Source organism: Streptomyces sp. NPDC059874, assembly GCF_042731135.1.
In the GTDB taxonomy this organism is placed as follows: domain Bacteria; phylum Actinomycetota; class Actinomycetes; order Streptomycetales; family Streptomycetaceae; genus Streptomyces.
The window spans coordinates 36,477-54,578 of the sequence record NZ_JBHWJY010000002.1; the positions used below are offsets into that span (position 1 = coordinate 36,477).

Annotated in this window: 20 protein-coding genes; 13 read left to right on the forward strand and 7 right to left on the reverse strand. The window is 69.9% G+C overall.

Annotated features, from left to right (window positions below; translation table 11 throughout):
* Nucleotides 1-189 precede the first annotated feature (189 nt).
* Nucleotides 190-321 (reverse strand): hypothetical protein, encoded by a 132-nt coding sequence (locus tag ACFV9H_RS01335; RefSeq protein ID WP_385391642.1) that lies wholly within the window; start codon nucleotides 319-321, stop codon nucleotides 190-192.
* Between the two features lie 585 nt (nucleotides 322-906).
* Here ACFV9H_RS01335 and ACFV9H_RS01340 point away from each other — a divergent pair.
* On the forward strand, nucleotides 907-1,359 hold the full coding sequence (locus tag ACFV9H_RS01340; RefSeq protein WP_385391643.1) for a GNAT family N-acetyltransferase: 453 nt from the start codon (nucleotides 907-909) through the stop codon (nucleotides 1,357-1,359).
* 76 nt (nucleotides 1,360-1,435) lie between these two features.
* On the opposite strand, the gene ACFV9H_RS01345 is transcribed toward ACFV9H_RS01340, so the two are convergent.
* Nucleotides 1,436-1,720 carry a hypothetical protein gene (locus ACFV9H_RS01345; protein WP_385391644.1) on the reverse strand — a complete coding sequence of 95 codons (285 nt, stop codon included), beginning with the start codon at nucleotides 1,718-1,720 and terminating at the stop codon, nucleotides 1,436-1,438.
* 255 nt (nucleotides 1,721-1,975) lie between these two features.
* Between ACFV9H_RS01345 and ACFV9H_RS01350 the strand changes: the two genes are divergently transcribed.
* Genes ACFV9H_RS01350 through ACFV9H_RS01365 form a run of 4 tightly spaced genes read left to right on the forward strand, consistent with a single transcriptional unit; the run spans nucleotide 1,976 to nucleotide 4,089 of the window.
* Complete coding sequence (locus ACFV9H_RS01350; RefSeq protein WP_385391646.1) at nucleotides 1,976-2,260, forward strand: hypothetical protein; 285 nt, start codon at nucleotides 1,976-1,978, stop codon at nucleotides 2,258-2,260.
* Nucleotides 2,245-2,415 carry a hypothetical protein gene (locus ACFV9H_RS01355; protein WP_385391647.1) on the forward strand — a complete coding sequence of 57 codons (171 nt, stop codon included), beginning with the start codon at nucleotides 2,245-2,247 and terminating at the stop codon, nucleotides 2,413-2,415. The genes ACFV9H_RS01350 and ACFV9H_RS01355 overlap by 16 nt, the downstream gene beginning before the upstream one ends.
* Nucleotides 2,384-3,172 carry a hypothetical protein gene (locus ACFV9H_RS01360; RefSeq protein WP_385391648.1) on the forward strand — a complete coding sequence of 263 codons (789 nt, stop codon included), beginning with the start codon at nucleotides 2,384-2,386 and terminating at the stop codon, nucleotides 3,170-3,172. Before ACFV9H_RS01355 ends, ACFV9H_RS01360 begins: the two co-directional genes overlap by 32 nt.
* Nucleotides 3,169-4,089, forward strand: coding sequence for a hypothetical protein (locus ACFV9H_RS01365; protein ID WP_385391649.1), 921 nt, complete (start codon nucleotides 3,169-3,171; stop codon nucleotides 4,087-4,089). The genes ACFV9H_RS01360 and ACFV9H_RS01365 overlap by 4 nt, the downstream gene beginning before the upstream one ends.
* Before the next feature lie 10 nt (nucleotides 4,090-4,099).
* Here ACFV9H_RS01365 and ACFV9H_RS01370 read toward each other — a convergent pair whose 3' ends face one another.
* A complete protein-coding gene (locus ACFV9H_RS01370) occupies nucleotides 4,100-4,522 on the reverse strand; it encodes a MarR family winged helix-turn-helix transcriptional regulator (RefSeq protein WP_385391651.1) in 423 nt (140 codons plus the stop codon).
* 162 nt (nucleotides 4,523-4,684) lie between these two features.
* Between ACFV9H_RS01370 and eno the strand changes: the two genes are divergently transcribed.
* Entirely contained in the window at nucleotides 4,685-5,992 is a 1,308-nt protein-coding gene (gene eno, locus ACFV9H_RS01375; protein WP_385391652.1) for a phosphopyruvate hydratase, read from the forward strand.
* 153 nt (nucleotides 5,993-6,145) lie between these two features.
* Here eno and ACFV9H_RS01380 read toward each other — a convergent pair whose 3' ends face one another.
* Nucleotides 6,146-6,922 carry a MerR family transcriptional regulator gene (locus ACFV9H_RS01380; RefSeq protein WP_385391654.1) on the reverse strand — a complete coding sequence of 259 codons (777 nt, stop codon included), beginning with the start codon at nucleotides 6,920-6,922 and terminating at the stop codon, nucleotides 6,146-6,148.
* A 282-nt stretch (nucleotides 6,923-7,204) separates the two neighbouring features.
* On the opposite strand from ACFV9H_RS01380, the gene ACFV9H_RS01385 reads away from it, so the two are divergent.
* Nucleotides 7,205-8,434 (forward strand): serine hydrolase domain-containing protein, encoded by a 1,230-nt coding sequence (locus ACFV9H_RS01385; RefSeq protein ID WP_385392112.1) that lies wholly within the window; start codon nucleotides 7,205-7,207, stop codon nucleotides 8,432-8,434.
* A 136-nt stretch (nucleotides 8,435-8,570) separates the two neighbouring features.
* Complete coding sequence (locus ACFV9H_RS01390) at nucleotides 8,571-9,269, forward strand: 2-phosphosulfolactate phosphatase (protein ID WP_385391656.1); 699 nt, start codon at nucleotides 8,571-8,573, stop codon at nucleotides 9,267-9,269.
* 60 nt (nucleotides 9,270-9,329) lie between these two features.
* Here ACFV9H_RS01390 and ACFV9H_RS01395 read toward each other — a convergent pair whose 3' ends face one another.
* Nucleotides 9,330-9,764 (reverse strand): VOC family protein, encoded by a 435-nt coding sequence (locus ACFV9H_RS01395; protein ID WP_385391658.1) that lies wholly within the window; start codon nucleotides 9,762-9,764, stop codon nucleotides 9,330-9,332.
* Between the two features lie 184 nt (nucleotides 9,765-9,948).
* On the opposite strand from ACFV9H_RS01395, the gene ACFV9H_RS01400 reads away from it, so the two are divergent.
* The 3 genes from ACFV9H_RS01400 (at nucleotide 9,949) to ACFV9H_RS01410 (ending at nucleotide 13,820) form a co-directional block, all read left to right on the forward strand.
* Entirely contained in the window at nucleotides 9,949-10,710 is a 762-nt protein-coding gene (locus ACFV9H_RS01400; protein WP_385391659.1) for a PIG-L family deacetylase, read from the forward strand.
* A gap of 197 nt (nucleotides 10,711-10,907) precedes the next feature.
* A complete protein-coding gene (galE, locus tag ACFV9H_RS01405; protein WP_385391660.1) occupies nucleotides 10,908-11,903 on the forward strand; it encodes a UDP-glucose 4-epimerase GalE in 996 nt (331 codons plus the stop codon).
* A gap of 222 nt (nucleotides 11,904-12,125) precedes the next feature.
* Complete coding sequence (locus ACFV9H_RS01410) at nucleotides 12,126-13,820, forward strand: protein kinase (RefSeq protein ID WP_385391662.1); 1,695 nt, start codon at nucleotides 12,126-12,128, stop codon at nucleotides 13,818-13,820.
* Nucleotides 13,821-13,964: 144 nt separating this feature from the next.
* On the opposite strand, the gene ACFV9H_RS01415 is transcribed toward ACFV9H_RS01410, so the two are convergent.
* The gene (locus ACFV9H_RS01415; protein WP_385391664.1) at nucleotides 13,965-14,330 is read right to left on the reverse strand and encodes a winged helix-turn-helix domain-containing protein; all 366 of its coding nucleotides are present in this window, start codon (nucleotides 14,328-14,330) and stop codon (nucleotides 13,965-13,967) included.
* 153 nt (nucleotides 14,331-14,483) lie between these two features.
* Nucleotides 14,484-14,885 carry a DUF3592 domain-containing protein gene (locus tag ACFV9H_RS01420; protein WP_385391665.1) on the reverse strand — a complete coding sequence of 134 codons (402 nt, stop codon included), beginning with the start codon at nucleotides 14,883-14,885 and terminating at the stop codon, nucleotides 14,484-14,486.
* A gap of 330 nt (nucleotides 14,886-15,215) precedes the next feature.
* On the opposite strand from ACFV9H_RS01420, the gene ACFV9H_RS01425 reads away from it, so the two are divergent.
* Nucleotides 15,216-16,247 (forward strand): hypothetical protein, encoded by a 1,032-nt coding sequence (locus tag ACFV9H_RS01425; RefSeq protein ID WP_385391666.1) that lies wholly within the window; start codon nucleotides 15,216-15,218, stop codon nucleotides 16,245-16,247.
* Between the two features lie 388 nt (nucleotides 16,248-16,635).
* Nucleotides 16,636-18,066, forward strand: coding sequence for an amidohydrolase family protein (locus tag ACFV9H_RS01430; RefSeq protein WP_385391667.1), 1,431 nt, complete (start codon nucleotides 16,636-16,638; stop codon nucleotides 18,064-18,066).
* The last annotated feature ends 36 nt before the right edge of the window (nucleotides 18,067-18,102 follow it).

Here is an 18,102-nt window from a genome sequence, read left to right on the forward strand (position 1 = left end):
ATCAGGCACGGGTCGGCGCTCAGCTCGCTGTCCCGGCGGCGGGAGTACCGGGGTTTCCAGCCCACCGGAATCGGAGCCCCCATAAGACAGAGGCGGGCCGTCCTGGTGTTCTGTGCGGCACGCGCACGCATGGTGGTGATCAGCAGACACGGCGCTGAGCAACTGCGAGTCGCGTGGTCGCATCCGTGTTCACCAGCTCAGCGAGTTGTCAGTGGGTTCGGCGGGAACCATGGGGTGGGCTGTGAGGCGGCGGGCTTCGGCCATGACCTCGGCATCGACCTGTGCCGCTGTTCTGTCGCCGTACTCGATCGTACTCGTCATCGAGTTCGGCGAGCCGCTCGGTCAGGGGCAGCTCATGTCCATAGCGCTGGTGAATCCGGAAAGTGAACTCTCGTGGTGTGAGCGCGCCGGCGAGCATACGACGTGCAAGCGCTCGAGTGCCTGCTTCTTGGCCGGCATCGCCGGCGACCGGATAGAAGCGCGAGAATTCGAAGAGCAGGGGTGTCGAGTCCGGCGACGAGCGCATCACACGCAGCGTCCACGACGTCCCCGGCGCGGATTTCTCCGATGCTCCAGAGGACGGCTTGGTCCTGTAGGGCGATTGCCGCTGCTTCGGTCGACGTCACTCGCTCACGATTGCCTTCATCGCGCATCCGGTCGAGCGGGTTTCATCGAAGCTGCTGTTTCACCGGCCTCTTCCAGCGGGACCCGCGCGGAGGGGTGGTGGCCTGGCCTCGAAGCGGTGTGGTTGGAGAGACCGCGCTGACCGGGCCGGTGCCCAAGGCGGCGTGACTGTAGCGGCCACCTTCACAATGCGCCCGGCGCGGATGACAGACTGCGCAGATGATCGATGATCTCCCCGCCGGCCTGAGGGCCCGGCACCTTGCCGAGGAAGACCATCTCCGCGTGCTCGCCGTACTGGACTCGTGGTGGGGCGGCCTGAAAGGGGAGGCAGGAGCGACGGAACGTGCGCTGCTGCTGCCCCGGCTGTACTTCCAACACTTCACCACCACCAGTTTTCTGGTCGAGCGCGACGGTGGAGAGGTTGCCGCCTTCCTGGTCGGCTTCCTGTCTCAGACCGAGCCCGAAGCCGCGTATGTGCACTTCGTCGGCGTCGACCCGGCACTGCACGGGATGGGCGTCGGGCGTGTCCTGTACCGGGCCTTCTTCACGCTCGCACGGGCGCACGGGCGCCGTTACGTGCACTGCATCACCAGCCCGGAGAACACAGCCTCGCGGGCATTTCACACCCGGCTCGGCTTCACGGCCTCAGCCGTGAAGCCGGACTATGACGGCCCCCGACTCGACCGGGTGGCGTTCAGCATCGACCTTTCCGCGGATCCGGTGGCCTTCCCCTGACAAGATGATGCCCCGGCTCATCACCAGGCGCCGGCGGCTGGGGTGACCCGAAGAGACGGATCCGGCCCGGACGCTCTCACGCGGAAGCCACGACTTCACCGGCCATGACCTGAGGTGGGTTGGGGAGCAGTGAGGCGAGGTTCTCCCGTACGAACTCTGCCGCCTTCGACACCGATTCCTCGGCACCGGCCCGGTCCTGGAAGACGCTGGTCGACACCATCACCCCGTCCCCGGCATCGACCCAGTAGTAGGCCACGAAGCCGGAGACCTGCCGCAGGAGCGGCACGAACCCCTCCTTCACCAGGCGTCCTGCCTCGGTCGGATCGCTCACCCCTTCGTACCGCCGGACTGCTGCGTACATCGTCGAGCTCCTCACTGGGGTTGCGCGTTGATCACTGCTGAGTCCTCGTACCCCCAGGACAGCGGCTTGGCCCGTCAGAGGTCCGGCAATCACCTGAAGGGTGGCCTCAGGTGGTCCGAAGGGCGGATTCCGCCCTCCGGACGGTGACGGGCACCATCGCCGTGTTTCTCGAGACCGCGTCGGAGCGCGTCGCCGGCCGGGGACAGGAACACCGCACGCGTGGCGTGACGGGCCCAGGCGTAAGGGGGACGTGTGATGAGCGGGCGCGCATTCGGGGATTTCCCGGCCGACGTTCGGCAGCGGGCACTGCTGTTCCTCGGCGAGCACGACGCGGAGGCGTTCGGCGAGGCGTCGAACACCGGGTCCGAGGGCAGTGAGGGAACCGAGGGCAGTGAGGGCAGCGAGCACAGCGAATCCACCGAGAGCAGCGAGTACAGCGAGACCACCGAGCGAAGTGAGTACAAGGAGATCGAGCGCGGCTGGGGCGTGGACTGGCTACCGGGCGGTCCGGGGACCGAGCTGACGTGGAAACCCCGCTAGGCAAGCCGGAGTGCGACGAGGAACCGCTGTTCATCCCGCTCGAGGCACGGCCGGACGTGGTGAGCGAGGTCGGGGTGCGCGCCTGGCAGGTCGCCGAGGCCCTGCATGCCTTCGAGGAGGGCGATGACGCTGCTGGTGCTGGCGGAGAGCGGTGACGAGACCGCCGTACGATTCGCCCGCTTCGCTTCGGACAGGGGTGTCGAAACCGTCGTGGCGGGCGGCTTCGACCGCCTCACGGTCACCGTCGAGGTGTCCCGCGACCTGCGCCCTCGCAGCACGATCCTCGTCGACGGCCGTCCCCCGGCCGGCATCTTCTGCCGGGGCCGGCTCCACTCCTCGCCGCCGCTGACGTCGGCCGCGCGGTTCGCAGCCGGCGAGCAGCAAGCCGCCGTCTGGGCCGCCGTGGCCCTGTGGCCCGGCCCGGTGATCAACCGGCCCACCGTGCACGGATACCCGCCGAGGCTGGACCCTCTGGAACTCGCCGCGTCAACGCCCGGCATCCGGCCCACCGGCACCATCGTCAACGGCCAGGACGCACCGGGCAACCACACCTACCGCATCAGCGATTACACGCAATTGGACCCCGCCACACGCGCCTCGTACGACGTCGTCCACATCACGCAGATCGACGAGAGGCGAACCCACCGGCTTCTCATGGCCGGAACGAGCACCTTCGACGTCAGTAACCCCGCACACAGGCTGGACCTCGCCCACCATGCCCCGCGCATCGCCCTGATCCGCCACTGGCTGCACGCCAAACAGACGGACTTCGCAATCGTCACCGTGGGCACCTCCGACAGGCCCGACGGCGCACTCCGGCTCATCGAAGCCTCACCATGGGCCAACCACCACCAGTTCACCTCCGTGGAAGACGCCGCCCACACGGCACTACTGACTCGGCTCGTCCGGTGATCCTGTGCGTCGGCGTGGCCGCCGACCCGACGTTCCTGGCCGGACTTCACGCCGTGCGCGCCGCGGGCCTGAGCCATGTGGCGGTAGACCTCCCCTCCCTGGCCGTGCGGGGATCGGTACGCATTCCCCTCGACGACCTGTCGAGCGCGACCGTCCACACCGGCCGCCGGGTCATCCGGCTGGACGAGGTCACCGCCGTCTGGTGCCGACTGCTGGATGTCTCGGCCCACGCTCCCGACCCCCACTCCCGGCACGCCGCCGCCGGCCACTACCAGGCATTCCTGCGCCTGTTCGAGCACCTGCCCATCAGGGTCATGAACCATCCGCTGCGCGAGGCCACCGGCTTCACCAAGGTCCTGCACGCGGTGACGTTGGGCGCCGTCGGCGGCTGGCAAGCCCCGAAGACCTGCCTGACCTCCAACCCCGACGAGGCACGCGCGTTCATCGCCGACTGTCCGCAGGGCGTGATCTTCAAAGGCGCGTCCGCCACCAAGACCTTCGCCCGGGCCTACGAGGCGAGTCACGAGGGGCTGCTGGACCGGGTGAGTCGGGTTCCGGTCCTGTTCCAGGAACGGATCGTAGGCCCGGACGTACGCGTCCACACGGTCGGCGACCAGGCGTTCGGCGAGGCGATCCACTCCCCCGAGCTCGACTACCGCACCATCGCGGGCGTCAACGACTACCGCCCCATCACGCTCCCGGAGCCTGTCGTCCGCGGCTGCGCCCGCCTGACCGCGCACACGGGGATCCCCCTGCTGGGGGTGGACTTCAAGATCGACCGGGCCACCGGCGAGTGGTACTTCCTCGAAGCCAACGCGATGCCCTGTTTCGAAGGCTACGACCGCCGCGCGGAAGGCGCGATCACCGGCGCGATGGCCCGCTGGCTGGGTGCCCCGGCCGGTCGGCCGACCCCGTGATCACCACGGTCTAGCGTGCGGCGAGCCGCTCCAGCAGGGCGGCGCTCCGTGCCAGCAACGCCCGCTCCTCATCCGTGAGTTCGGCCTCGATGGCCTGAGCGAGCCAACCGGCCCTGCGGCCGCGCTCCGCTTCGAGCGCGGCCCGGCCCGCGTCCGACAGCTCGACCAGCGACTTGCGGCCGTCCGTGGGGTGCGCCCGGCGCGTGATCAGGTTCTGTTCCATGAGCAGCCCGACCGCCCGAGCCATGGACTGGGGGCGTACGCGCTGATCGGCTGCGAGGTCGCTGGTGGTCATGGCGCCGTTGCGGTCGAGTGCACCGAGTACGGCTGCCTGGCCCAGCGGGATGTGGTCCTCGTGTTTGACGCGCCGGGTGAGCTTGCCCATCGCGGTGCGCAGTTCGGCGGCGATGGCGGCGGCTTCCGAGGTGGGCATAGGGCACTTTACCCCGTTGGGCAGCAAAGCTGTGCACCTGACCTGCGCAGCAATGCTGTACAGCAAAACTGCACAGCATTGCTGTATGGTTTGCCCTGTCGGGCTCAGCGTCAACGTCGTCGCAGCCGGGGCCACGGCACACGACAACGGGAAGGACCTCCCATGTCCGCAAACGCAGTCGGGACCGTCAACGCCACCATCGAGACGGTCACCGCCCGCCGGATCATCGACAGCCGGGGCAACCCCACGGTCGAGGTCGACGTCGTCCTGGCGGACGGGTCCCTGGGGCGCGCGGCTGTCCCCTCCGGCGCCTCCACCGGCGCCCGGGAGGCCGTGGAACTGCGCGACGGAGACTCCGCGCGCTGGCACGGCAAGGGCGTCGACCGCGCGGTGGCCCACGTCAACGGGGAGATCGGGGCGTCCGTGCGCGGCCGGGACGCGGCGGACCAGGCGGGTCTCGACGCCGCGCTGGTCGCCCTCGACGGCACCGCCACGAAGTCCCGGCTCGGCGCCAACGCGATCCTCGGCGTCTCCCTCGCCGCCGCCAAGGCCGCCGCGGCGGCCCACCGCCAGCCCCTCTACCGCTACCTCGGCGGCGCCGACGCCCACCTCCTGCCGCTGCCGATGATGAACATCGTCAACGGCGGCGCGCACGCCGACAATCCGCTGGATTTCCAGGAGTTCATGATCGCGCCCGTGGGCGCGGACACCTTCGCCGAAGCCGTCCGCATGGGCAGCGAGGTCTTCCACACCCTGCGCCGTGATCTGCTGGCCGCCGGGCACTCCACGGGCGTCGGCGACGAGGGCGGCTTCGCACCCGCGCTGTGTACCGCCGAGGAGGCCCTCGACTTCGTGATGGCCGCCATCGAGCGCACCGGCTACCGCCCCGGCACGGACATCGGCCTGATCATGGACCCGGCGTCGTCGGAGTTCTTCCGCGACGGGGTGTACGACTACGCGGGCGAGGGAGTGCGCCGCACCCCCTCCGAGAACGTCGACTACCTGGTCAAGCTCATCGACGCCTACCCGATCCTCTCCATCGAGGACCCGATGGCGGAGAACGACTGGGACGGCTGGCGCGAGCTCACCGCCCGCGTCGGCGACCGCTGCCAGCTCACCGGCGACGACCTGTTCTGCACCAGCGAGACCCTGCTGCGCGAGGGCATCCGCACCGGCGCCGGCAACTCGGTCCTGATCAAGGTCAACCAGATCGGCACCCTGACCGAGGCGCTGGCCACGGTGGCCACGGCCCACCAGGCGGGCTGGACGGCTGTCATGTCGCACCGCTCGGGCGAGACGGAGGACACCACCATCGCGGATCTGGCGGTGGCGACCGGCTGCGGTCAGATCAAGACCGGCTCGCTCTCCCGCTCCGACCGTACGGCGAAGTACAACCAACTGATCCGGATCGAAGAGGAGTTGGGTGACGCCGCGCGCTACGCGGGCCGCTCCGCACTGCGCCGGGCGTGAACAGTAGCCAGAGGTAGAGACCACGCGGGCCCCCGATCACGATCGGGGGCCCGCTCGCGTGCCGGGGAGACGAGGTCTTCCCCGGCTGTCCGTACGCGGGGAATGCCGGGTTCGGGCGTCCCGCCGCACCCCGGCGGGGCTGCGGGACCGCCGTCACCGATGCGGGACGTCGATGCCGGCTGCGCCGAGGTTCGCCTCGACCAGCGCGTTCAGCCGGGCGATGGCCGGCGCCTTGTCTTCGCGGTGGTGGTTGACCACTCCATACCGGGAGGCGGTGTCGGACTTGCCTCGGGCCCCGGTCGGCATCGCCAATAGCGCGCGGTTGGCCAGTAGTTTGTCGGCCAGTGCGGACGCCAGCTCCTCGATCCGCGGGTCGTCGGGATGCCAGGACGCCGCCTCCGAGCCACGCTTGGTCAGCTCGACGTACTCGGAATCGTCGAGCGAATGTTGGAGCCGGGTCAAGAAGGTGTCGAAGATCTCCGGGACCAGTGCCCGGGTCAGCACCAGGGCTTCTCGTTGAGTCGCCACGTAGTCGGAACTGAACCCGAGATCGGTGAGTCGATCCAGGACCGCACAGGCCCGGTCGGGGAGCAGGACCCGGTCGCCGTGGGCGAGCCGGTGCAGCGTGTCGCGGCGTGCGGTCAGGTCCTCGATCCGTTCGGTGAGCCGACGATGGACGTCGTCCAGGGCGGCGGTGAACCGCTCGGGCTCCGCGTCGAGCAGGTCACCGATCTCGGCCAGCGGCACGCCCGCCCCGGCCAGGGTCCGGACCTGGACCAGCCTGAGCAGGTCGGCCGAACCGTAACGCCGGTAGCCGGAACCGTCGCGCTCCGGCTCGGCGACCAGGCCGAGCCGGTGATAGTGCCGCACGGTCTTGATCGTGACGCCGACGAACGCCGCCGCCTGACCGATCGTGAGTCCGTCTGCCATCGACTCAGTGCACCTCCAGATCGTGGGCGGCTACATCGTGGGCGGCCGCGGTCCCGCGCACACCTCGGATGAGGTACGGGTCGTGGACGATCACAGGGGCGAGGGTAGCGCCTGGTCCAGAGGCCGAGGCAGCTGCGATCGGTGCCGGTCGCCCCACGATCGTGACAGGTGTTGACCTTGACCTTGGGTCAGGGTGCACGCTCCTCGCATGGCCGCCGCGAAGGGGCCCGGTAGCCACCAGGGCCGCCATGAAATCGAGCACCGTGGACAAGGAGATTCATGATGGGAACGGACAACAGCGGCTTCTCCGAAGCAGGACTGCGCAGACTGCGCGACGTGCTGACACGGCATGTCGAGTCCAAGAAGATTCCCGGGCTCGTCGCCCTGGTCAGCCGCGGCGGCCGGACGCACGTCGAAGCGATCGGGACGATGCGCCACGACGGTGGCGCGCCGATGCGCCGGGACACGATCTTCCGCATGGCTTCCACGTCCAAGCCGGTGACGATGGCGGCGGCGATGATTCTGCTCGATGAGTGCCGGCTTCGGCTGGACGACCCGGTGGATCCGTGGTTGCCCGAACTCGCCGACCGGCGGGTGCTGAAACGGCCCGACGGCCCGCTGGAGGACACCGTGCCGGCACGGCGGCCGATCACCGTTCGGGATCTGTTGACCTCCACGTTCGGGCTCGGATTGGACTTCGATTTGATGGACTCCCCGATCAGGGCCGCGACCTTCGAGCGTCTCGACTACAGCGTGGCATCCGGACCGGCGCCCGACCCGGACGAGTGGATGCGCCGCCTCGGCGAGCTGCCGCTGTCGTACCAGCCCGGAGAGCGGTGGCAGTACGACCTCAGCAACGAGGTGGTCGGCGTACTTGTCTCCAGGGTCACGGGCCGGCCGCTGGAGACGTTCCTGCGCGAACGCATCCTCCATCCGCTGGGGATGAAGGACACCGCCTTCCACGTGCCCGCCGACAAGATCGACCGGCTGCCGCCCCTGTACGGGCCCGATCCGCAAACCGGAGAGTTCCTCGTGTGGGACGAGGCGGCAGGCGGCAGGTCCAGCCGGCCTCCGGCGTTCCAGGGCGCCGGTGGCGGGCTGGTCTCCACCGTCGACGACTACCACGCCTACTTCCGGATGCTGCTGAATCACGGGGTACACCGCGGCGAACGGATCTTGTCCCGGCCCGCCGTCCAGCTGATGACCACCAACCGCCTCACGCCCGGGCAACAGACTTCCCGGGACACCATGTACCGGAAGATCGCCCATATGACGGTCGGACAGGGATTGCAGGGCGGTTGGGGCTTCGGGATGGCGGTACGCACCTGCCGCGGCGACTACGCGCCCATCGGCCAGTTCGGCTGGGACGGCGGGACCGGCACCAGCGTCTACGCCGACCCGGACAACCAGCTCATCGGAGTCCTGCTCACCCAGGTCGGGATGTCCACGCCGGATTCGCCGCGGCTCATCCACGACTTCTGGACCACCCTCTACCAGGCGATCGACGACTGACCCCCTGCTGTTCTCCGACGGGGGCGTCCTCACACCCGTCGGCGGGCGGGCCGGATGGACCGGTGGAAGCTATGTGGCGGACCGGGGGGGTCGGGGTGCTCGGCACCGGATGATCCAGGGGCGTCAGAATGGTGCGATGGAGCATCACTTCCTTGGCATCCCAGAGTTGACCGGCGTTCCCCGTGTCGCGGTCGTCATCGACGTCATGCGCGCCTTCACCGTGGCTGCCTGGGCCTTCTCGCGTGGCGTCGAGAGGATCGTCCTGGCCTCAACGCAGAGCGAGGCACTCGCCTTGAAGGACAGCCACGCGGGTTGGCTGGCTTTGAAGGACGGAGCTCCGGCAGCGGGCTTCGACGCGGTGAACTCACCCGGCTTGCTCAGGTCATGCGATTTCGCCGGGCGCACGCTGGTGCAGAAGACGACGGCGGGAACCGTGGGCGCGCTGGCCGTCGCCGACGCGCCTCTGGTCTTGTGCGCGAGCTTCGTGGTGGCCGGTCCGACCGCGCGATACCTGCGGTCCCAGGATTCCGGTCCGGTGACATTCGTTGTCACGGGCGAGGGAGGCCAGGCCGACGAGGACCTGGCCTGCGCCGAATACATTGGTCAATGCGTGGCCGGAGGAGATGTCGAGGCGGCTCCGTATCTCCACCGCGCGAGGACTTCTCGTGCCGCGGCAGAGCTCGCCGGTGGGCTGCGGAGCGGATTCCACCCGGACGACGTCGACCTCTGCTTGGAAGTCGACAGGTTCCCCTTCGCGATGGTGGCTCGCCAGGAAGACTCTCTGACGGTGCTCCGTCCCGTTGCGGTGCCTGACATCCCGTCCGGTATCCGCTGACCCGCTGAAACGTTGGACTCTCAGGCGGCGGAGCGCGGACAGTTCATCATCCACAGCTTCTCAGTCGAGACAGAACTCGTTGCCCTCGATGTCCTGCATCCCGAGACACGACTCGTCGACACCATCGGCAAGCAGTAGTTGCCCGCGTACCGCGCCGAGCGCGACCAGTCGTGCGCATTCGGCCTCAAGTGCGGCCAGGCGCTCTTCTCCCACGAGCCCGGTGCCGACCCGCACGTCAAGATGGAGACGATTCTTGACTGCCTTGCCTTCGGGAACACGCTGGAAGAACAGTCGCGGGCCCCCATCCGTGGGATCGATCGACGCGAACTCCGGACCCTGATGCCCAGATGGCAGTGCGCGATCGAAATCCCCCCAAGTGGCGAACCCCTCCGGTGGCGGCGGTACGTCGTACCCCAACACCGCGCGCCAGAACCGGGCGACGCGCTCAGGTTCCGCGCAGTCGAAGGTGACTTGGAACTGCTTGATCAACGTCATCGATCCATCGTAGCGGCGGAGTCCTCCGCCATCTCCACGGGCCGGCCCGCCCTGGCCGGCTTGTGGCGCGTACGGCCGACTCGCGGCGAGGAGCAGGACCTTGAGCCGTGGCGTCCTGAAGCGGCCGCGCAGACCGCAACCCCGATCGACACGACCAATCGCGTAGGGCCCTCGGGAGGAACCCGTGCACCCAGCCAGCCTTCTCGCAGTCTTCGCTCACCCCGATGACGAGTCCCTCGTCGCCGGCGGCGTACTCGCCCAGCACTCCGCAGGGGGCGCCCGCACCGCCGTCGTGACCACAACCTGGGCGCCCGGCACCCACCGGGCCGTCGAGCTCGGCGAGGCGCTACGGATCCTCGGGGCGGGCGAGCCCCGCATGCTCGGCTACGCCGACGCACACGTGCCGGAGTCGGCCCCTGGATCGTCCCGCTTCCTCGACGCACCGCTCGACGAGGCCGTGGAACGCCTCGTCCGGCACATCAGGGACTTCCGCCCGGACATCGTGGTCACCCACGACGCCTACGGCTCCTCAGGCCACCCGGACCACATCCATACCCACCGCGTGACCGTGCTCGCCGCGCACGCGGCCGGGCTGCCGGATCTCCACCCGCAGGCCGGGCTCCCGTGGCAGCCCGGCGCCCTCTACCTGTCCGCGCACCCGCGCTCGGCCGCCGGCGACCTCACCGACCTGGTGGCCGGCGTCGGAAAGAAGCTGTGGACCGTCCCGGACGAGGTCGTCACCGCGACGGTCGACGTCCGGCCCTGGGTCGACCGGAAGTGGGCCGCGATCCGGGCACATGCCTCGGAAACAGCACGGGGTCGTTCCCTGCCGGGGCTACTGGCCGGGCTGCCGGTGGCGGCCAGGCAACGGATCCTCGGGACCGAGTGGTTCGTCCGTCACGACCTTGCGCCCGGCCCCGGCGGGCTGAGCCGGCTGACCGCTTGACCGCGTCTGCAGCGGCACACGGGTCCCCTCGGGCCCGTAGCCGACCGTTTGGTCCACATCCTGTCCGGCAGTGACGGAACGATAAGGTTTTGGGCACGTCAGCCCGGCCCGGGCAGCCCGCCGGCCACGCGCAGCTCGGAGTTGCAGGTGGGAGACCGCACACAAGACCGCACACACAAACCGAACGAGAGACCATCTTGAAGATCCTCATCGCAGGCGGCGCAGGGTTCATCGGCAGCACGATCGCGTCGGCCTGCCGCGACAGCGGAATCCAGCCGGTGATCTTGGACAACCTCGTCACCGGGCGGCGGGAGTTCACCGATGGCCGGCCCTTCTACGAGGGCGACATCTGCGACGGCGACCTCATCGACCGCATCTTCGCCGAACACCCCGACATCCAGACGGCCGTCGATTGCGCGGCTCTCATCGTCGTCCCCGACTCCGTCGCCAACCCGCTCGGCTACTACCGCGAGAACGTCTCCAAGGGCATTCAGTTCCTGGAACACCTGGTCCGCAACCACTGCCGCAACCTCCTCTTCAGCAGCTCCGCGTCGATCTACCGGGCAGACGCCGGCGACTTCTCCGTCGACGAGAACTCCGCCATCGAGCCGCTGAGCCCCTACGCCCGCACCAAGGCTCTCTTCGAGACGATCCTGCGCGACATCGCCGCCTCCGGAGCCCTCAACGTCATCTCCCTGCGTTACTTCAACCCCATCGGTGCCGACCCCGAACTCCGCAGCGGCCTCCAGATCCGCACCCCCACGCACGCCCTCGGCAAGCTGATCGACGTCCACCACGCCGGCGAGCCCTTCACCGTCACCGGCACCGACTACCCCACCCGTGACGGCACCGGGATCCGCGACTACATCCACGTCTGGGACCTCGCCTCCGCACACGTCGAGGCCATCACCCAGTTCGACGAGGTCACCCGCACCGAGCCCTACCGGGTCATCAACCTCGGTACCGGCCGGGGCACCACCGTCCGTGAACTCGTCACCGCCTTCGAGGCCGTCACCGGTACGCCGTTGACCACCATCGACACCGCCCGGCGGCCCGGCGACTCCGCCGGCGCATACGCCCGCGTCGACCTCGCCCAAGAAGTCCTCGGCTGGAAGGCAGAGCACTCCCTCGAGGACGGCATCCGCGACTCCCTGCGCTGGTACGCCAAGCGCGACACCGTACTCGGCGACTGACCAGCGCCGCACGTGGAGGGCCCGGGCCGAAACACCGCGGGGGGGGACGCGGGACGCACGAGTGTCCTGATCTCAGGTGAGATGTCTTGGTGGTCGGGGCTGTTGGGAGGTGCGACCTGCGCCCCGAGGGCCGGGCCGTGCGCACGCGCACATACGCGAACCCCTACCCTGGTGCCCGCCACGTGGCGAATTTCGAACAGTGCGACGAACGGGATGTGACAGGTGACGGGGGCGAACGGCGCGGATCTGGTCGGCGAGGTTCTGGGCGGGCGGTACCGCGTGACCGCGACGATCGGCCGTGGTGGCATGGGGGTGGTCGCCCGGGCGGTGGACCAGTTGCTGAACCGCGAGGTCGCCGTCAAGGTCCTGCGGGCCTACACCGACGCCTCTCCCGCCGAACTGGCCGATCTGCGGGTCCGGATGCAGCGGGAGGCGCAGGCCGCCGCCCGTATCAGGCACAGCGGTGTGGTCACCGTGCACGACGTGGTCGAGGAGCAGGGGCTGCCGGTCATCGTCATGGAGCTGGTCGACGGGCCTTCCCTCGACGCCGTGCTGGCGGAGCGCGGCTCACTGGATCCGCGCGAAGCGGCCGCGATCGGCGCCAAGTTGATGGACGCGCTCGACGCGGCACACCAGGCCGGGGTCCTCCACCGGGACGTCAAGCCCGGCAACGTGCTGCTTGAGCGCGGCGGCCGGGTCGTGCTCACCGACTTCGGCATCGCCAGCATGGAGACCTCCGGCGACGAGGCCCTGTCCAAGCTGACCCAGAGCGGTCAGATCGTCGGCTCGCTCGACTATCTGCCACCGGAGCGCGCACAGGGCCAGGTACCGGGTGCCGCGTCGGACATCTGGGCGCTCGGCATGACGCTGTACGCGGCCGTGGAGGGCGCCGCGCCCTTCCGCCGTACGTCGGTGTGGTCCACGCTGGCGGCGATCGTCGGCGAACCGCTGCCGGAGCCCCGGCGCGCCGGACCGCTCACCCCGGTGTTGCAGGCGCTGATGGCCAAGGACCCGTTGCAGCGGCCCGACGCCGGGCAGGCGCGCGAGATGCTGGAGGCGGTCGCCGGGGGCCGGAGCGTGGACCTCGCGGCGGCACCGGAGCCCCAGCCCGTCGCTCCGCCGGGCTTCGGTCCCGCCCTCGCCGTGCCGCTGTCCCCGCCAGCCCCCCAGCCCGTCGCGCCCTACTCGGCCGGCGCGTACGCCGCCCCTCCGCCGGCGGGCGCCGCGCAGCCGGGCACGGCGCCCGGCATGCCCGTCGGTCACAACAGCCGTTCCGAAACCCTTGCCACGACCGTACGCACACGGCGGCGCCGCACCCGCACCATCGTCGCGGTGGCGACCGCGACCGTCCTCATCGGCGGCGGAGCCGCCTACGCTCTGATGGACACGCGAGGCGTCGGAGGCAGCGGCGGTTCGAACGCGGCGCTGCCCACGGCGAGCACGACCGATGGCCCTTCCTCTCCCGGGCGCCTGACGTCCGTCAGCCCCGGCGAGAAGTCGTCCAACACTCCCTCGAAGAAGGACGAGGACCGAAAGACAGGTCCCACGTCGGCGACCGGCAACGCGGGTGACAAGCCGACCGGGGGTCCGTCAGCCCCTCCGAAGGCAACGCCCGGTTCCACGGTGAAGGAGCCCACCCCGGTGTCGACGGCGTGCACCGGCTGGGCCCACTCGAACCGCAGCGATGGCTACGGCCACGCGACCCAGACCACCCACCTCTACACCGGGCCGTACGCGGAGTGCTCCGCCGTGACCGAGGTCAAGTCCGGCACGAAGGTCTACTACCACTGCTATGTCACCAATGCCCATGCCAACAAGTGGATCTACGCCCGTATCGCGGGCACGGACACCGAAGGCTGGGTGTTCGGCGACAAATCCTCCCTGGACAGCGGCACGCTCGCCCGCTGTCAAGCCTGATCCGCACTTCGCCGGAGGGTGAGTCGCGGGCCGCGGCCGGGGCGGCGCCCTGGCCGCTGCGGACTCTCCTCGGCCGCCTGAGTCCATGAGACCTGCGGCCGAAGGCGCCTGTGCTCCTGCGACGGAGTTGAGCTCCCGGGCACTTCACCGGACCGCGGCATCCCGCCTTCTCGCCTCGGTCACCGTCCACCGGCCGTCACTCGACCGGGCAGCCAGGCCTTGGCGTGTCAGGTCCTCGAGATGCCTCGCGATGGTCCGCGGTGTGTAGCCCACCGCGTCGCACAGTTCCTGCACCGTGTGCGCCCCGGCCTCGGCCAGCCGGATGTAGGTGCGCGTGACATGCCGGCCGAGCGGGGTCGGCGGGGTCGGCTCATGACCGCCGGGGCTGTCACCCCTCGCGGACGCGGCCACGGCTGCTTCGAACCGTGGAGCTTCCCGCTGCTGTCGGCGGACCGGGCGCGGAGTCCGGTTCACGCTCCGATGCTTCCGGCCCTTTTGGCGCTTGCTCATCCTCGGCCTCCTCACCACGTCCCGAACGCACGTCGAACACAACGATCCTGACCCTCGAAGGGGATCGGTGCGCGGGAATCTTCACCAGCACGGAGCACAGCTCCCGCGGGCGGCAGGGCAGGGACGTCGACGACCAGAGTCTCGCCTTCGGGTTCAGCCCCGCACGGCGACCACGATCCGCACCGCGCACGCCGCGAGCACCGCTCCGGATACGGCCATGCTGATGACCAGTCCGCGCGTGCTCTTGGGAAGTCGCTCGGGGAGCGTCACCTCCTGCGGGCGCTTCGGATCGTAGATCACATCGAGACGGCCCCCGACCCGCACGGGCGGGAAGACGAACGGGCCGACGGTGTACTGCCGCGCGGGACCACCCCGGGGCGTGTACTCCAGCAGCAGCATCGAACCCGCCGCGACCTGCCCCACGTTCACACAGACGGCAGAGGTCCGCACGCCGCGCTTCAGCAGCGGGCTGGAGTGAACGTAGAGACCCAAGGAGATCCCGAAAACCAACAGTCCGACCAGCACGGACATGGTGATCAACAAGGTCACCGACATCGCCCCCCGCCCTATGGAAAGCCCAGATCATCGCGTACGAGCAACAGGGGCACAAGGGGTGCCTGCTCTCTGACCACCCCGTCGCGTGCGGTGACTCACGAACGGACGGTGACTGCGGCGCAGTACGTATCGCCGCGTACGCCGAGGGGCTGACCGCCCACCGCTACGCCGACCCGGTCGGGGTGTCGCCCGCCGCAGCTCTCGCGGCCCTCGGCGAGCGCCCGCCCGTAGGCCCGTAGGCCCGCCTCACAGGTCGCTCACCCGATCGGGGGAGGGAGATCGTTCCGGCGGCTGACGCCACCCCTCCGCGGTCGGTGCGAGGTTCGGAACATGACCAATGTCGAACGGACGATCAAGGCCCCCTGGAGCACCTGGTGGCAACGATGGCCGCGCTGGGTGGCCTGGGCAACGATGGTGTGGGCGGTGCTGTACGCCGGCTTCGGCCTGGCGTGCGCCCTGAGCGGGACCCCCTTGCTCTACCATGGCGCCGATTCGGGGGCCTCCTGGCTGGGTTGGGTGGTCGTGGCGGTGGGTGCGCCGGCGGCGGTGGTCAGTGGAGCGGTGGTGGTGTACGGGCTGCGGCCGGCGTTACGGGTGCTGCTCTGGGTGGTTTGTGGGCTGGCCGGGATCACCGCGTTCAGTCTGCTGATGGATGTGATCTCTCTGATGCTCGGTCAGGAAGTGGACAGCCGGGCCTCCACTGCGAACAAGGCCCTCGCGGCGGTCGGGGCGGTCCTGCTCGCGGCCACGGCCAGGTCCGACCGCCGGCCCGCCGGTACTACCGTACGAGCACCGTCCGCCGCCCCGCGGCTCGTCCAACTCGCCGCCTGGGCAGGGACGCTGGCCTTTGTCCCTTACGCGGCGATGAAGCTCGTCTGGGCGTCCGGCGGAACGTTCGCCGGGATCTCCGGTGAGGAGATGCTCGCGGCCATGGAGCGGAACGGCGCCTCGGGTGTCTTCCTCACCCTGGAGTCCTGGGGGCTGGACCCCACGGCGCTGCTGGCCGTACTCGGCGTTTTCCTGCTCTGGAGCCTGGTCCGCCCGTGGGGGCAGGTCTTCCCGCGCTGGACGCTGCTCCTTCGCGGCCGACGGGTGCCGCGTCCGCTCCCGCTCGCCCCGGCTCTGCTCGGCGCCGCAACCCTCGCCCCGTACGGCGTTGTGGGGGTCGGATACTTGACCCTGGCGACGGCCGGTGTAGTGACGACGCGGCGCGGCGACTTCCCTTCCTCGGGCGACGCGCTGCTCGTCGGCTGGATCGGGATGGTCGCCTTCGCCGTGTACGGCATCGCGCTGACCATCGCGGCCCACTCGTACTGGCTTCGAACGCGCCCTGTCTGCCGGACGAGTGTCCACACGGACTGACCGTCCGCGGCCAGTCGGGTCCCCGCCGACCGGCCGCGTTCCGGGCACTGTGGCCGTGCCGGCCGGCGCTTCACCGGCGGCGTGCCGATCACCGCGGCCCCGTCCGGCGAAGAGGAGGCTGGAGCGGAGCACCCATGCGCAGCTGAGGGCGAAAACCGCCGGCACGTCATACACGTCGCCAACCCCCCTGCCGATCACTGGAGGTGACGGTGAGTCGGCAATGGCATGGCGAGCTGACGACCAAAACGGAAAAAGTTTTCCGCGGCCATCTATCGAATGGTCGTTCGCTGGGAATGCTGGGTGTAATCTCCCGCCTCCGCTCGACGCTCCGTCTCAGCGTTCCGCCCGGGCGGGCCTTCCGTTCTGAGCCTTCGGGAGGTAACACGCCATGCAGTCACTCCCCACTCCTCCGTCGGTCCCCAGCCGCCGCGACCTCCTCGCGGGCCTGGGTCTGGCCGCCGCCACGCCGCTCCTCCTCGGCGTCACGCCCCGCCCCGCACTCCGCGACCGCCCCTCCCGTCGGCCCGTTCCCGGTGGTCGGGCGGTCCTGCTCCGCGGGGCATCCCTGGTGCTCACCATGGACCCCGCCATCGGCGCCGGTCCCCTCGGCGCCGTCGAGAACGCCGACGTCCTGATGCGGGACGGTGCCATCGCCGCCGTCGGCACCGCGCTGCGGCCGCCGCCCGACGCCTGGGTGCTGGAGGCATCCGGCAAGCTGGTCATGCCGGGGTTCGTCGACACCCACAACCATCTCTGGCAGGCGGTGATCCGGGGCGGGTGTACCAACCGGGACCTGTTCGGATGGTTCCAGGGGTGTACCGACCCCCAACGCGGGCGGCTGACGCCCGCGGCCGTCCACAGCTTCGTGCGGCTCGCGGCCCTCGACGCCGTCCAGTCGGGCGTGACGACGCTGGTGGACTGGGTGGACATCTTCTCCTACGACCTCATCGAGAGCTACGTGCGGGCCCTGGCCGACACGGGGGTGCGGTTCACGTACGCGATGTTCCCGCCGGCGCCCGACGCGGTGCTGGTCAGAAAGGTGAAGAAGGAACTCGTAGACCCGGTGCCGCTGGGTTCCTTCCAGGTCGCCACACATGCGGCGCGGGCGGTCCAGGACCACAACCGCGCCCACTGGGAGGCCGCCCAGGACCTGGGGGTCATGCTCAACTCCCATGTCCTGGAACGCCCCGAGCAGCGCGCCGACGACCCCATCGGGGTGCTCGGCGACATCGGCGCGCTGGGGCCTCAGCTCCTCATCAACCATGCGATCCACCTGACGGACGCCGAGATCGCCGCCGTCGCCGAGCACGACGTACGCGCGGCCCACTGCCCGCTCAGCAACATGCGGCTGGCCTCCGGGATCATGCGGCTGTCCGAGCTCGGGCGGCGGGGCGTCAAGGTCGGTCTCGGCCTTGACGGTGGCACCAACGACAGCTCCGACTTTCACGCGCTGATGAAGACGGCCATCGGTCTGCAACGCGCCCGGACGACCGAGGTCGGGGTCTTCCCGCAGGTGAACGACGTCTTACGGATGGCCACGCTGGGCGGCGCCGAGGCCCTCGGTCTCGCCGACCGCGTGGGCTCCCTGACCCCCGGCAAGCGGGCCGACCTCGTGGTCATCGACCCCGCCGCCTTGAACTTCGCACCGCGCTTCGACTGGGTCGGCCAGATCGTCTTCAACGGGCGGCCCGAGAACATCGACGCCGTGTTCGTGGACGGGCGGGCGCTGAAGCTCGGCGGCCGGCTGGTCGACATCGACACGGACCGCGTCGTACGAGAGGCCGAGGCCGCCGCGACCCGCCTCCGCGCGGCCGGCTAGTGCTTCGCCCCGGACGGGTTCGAGCCGGGCGATCAC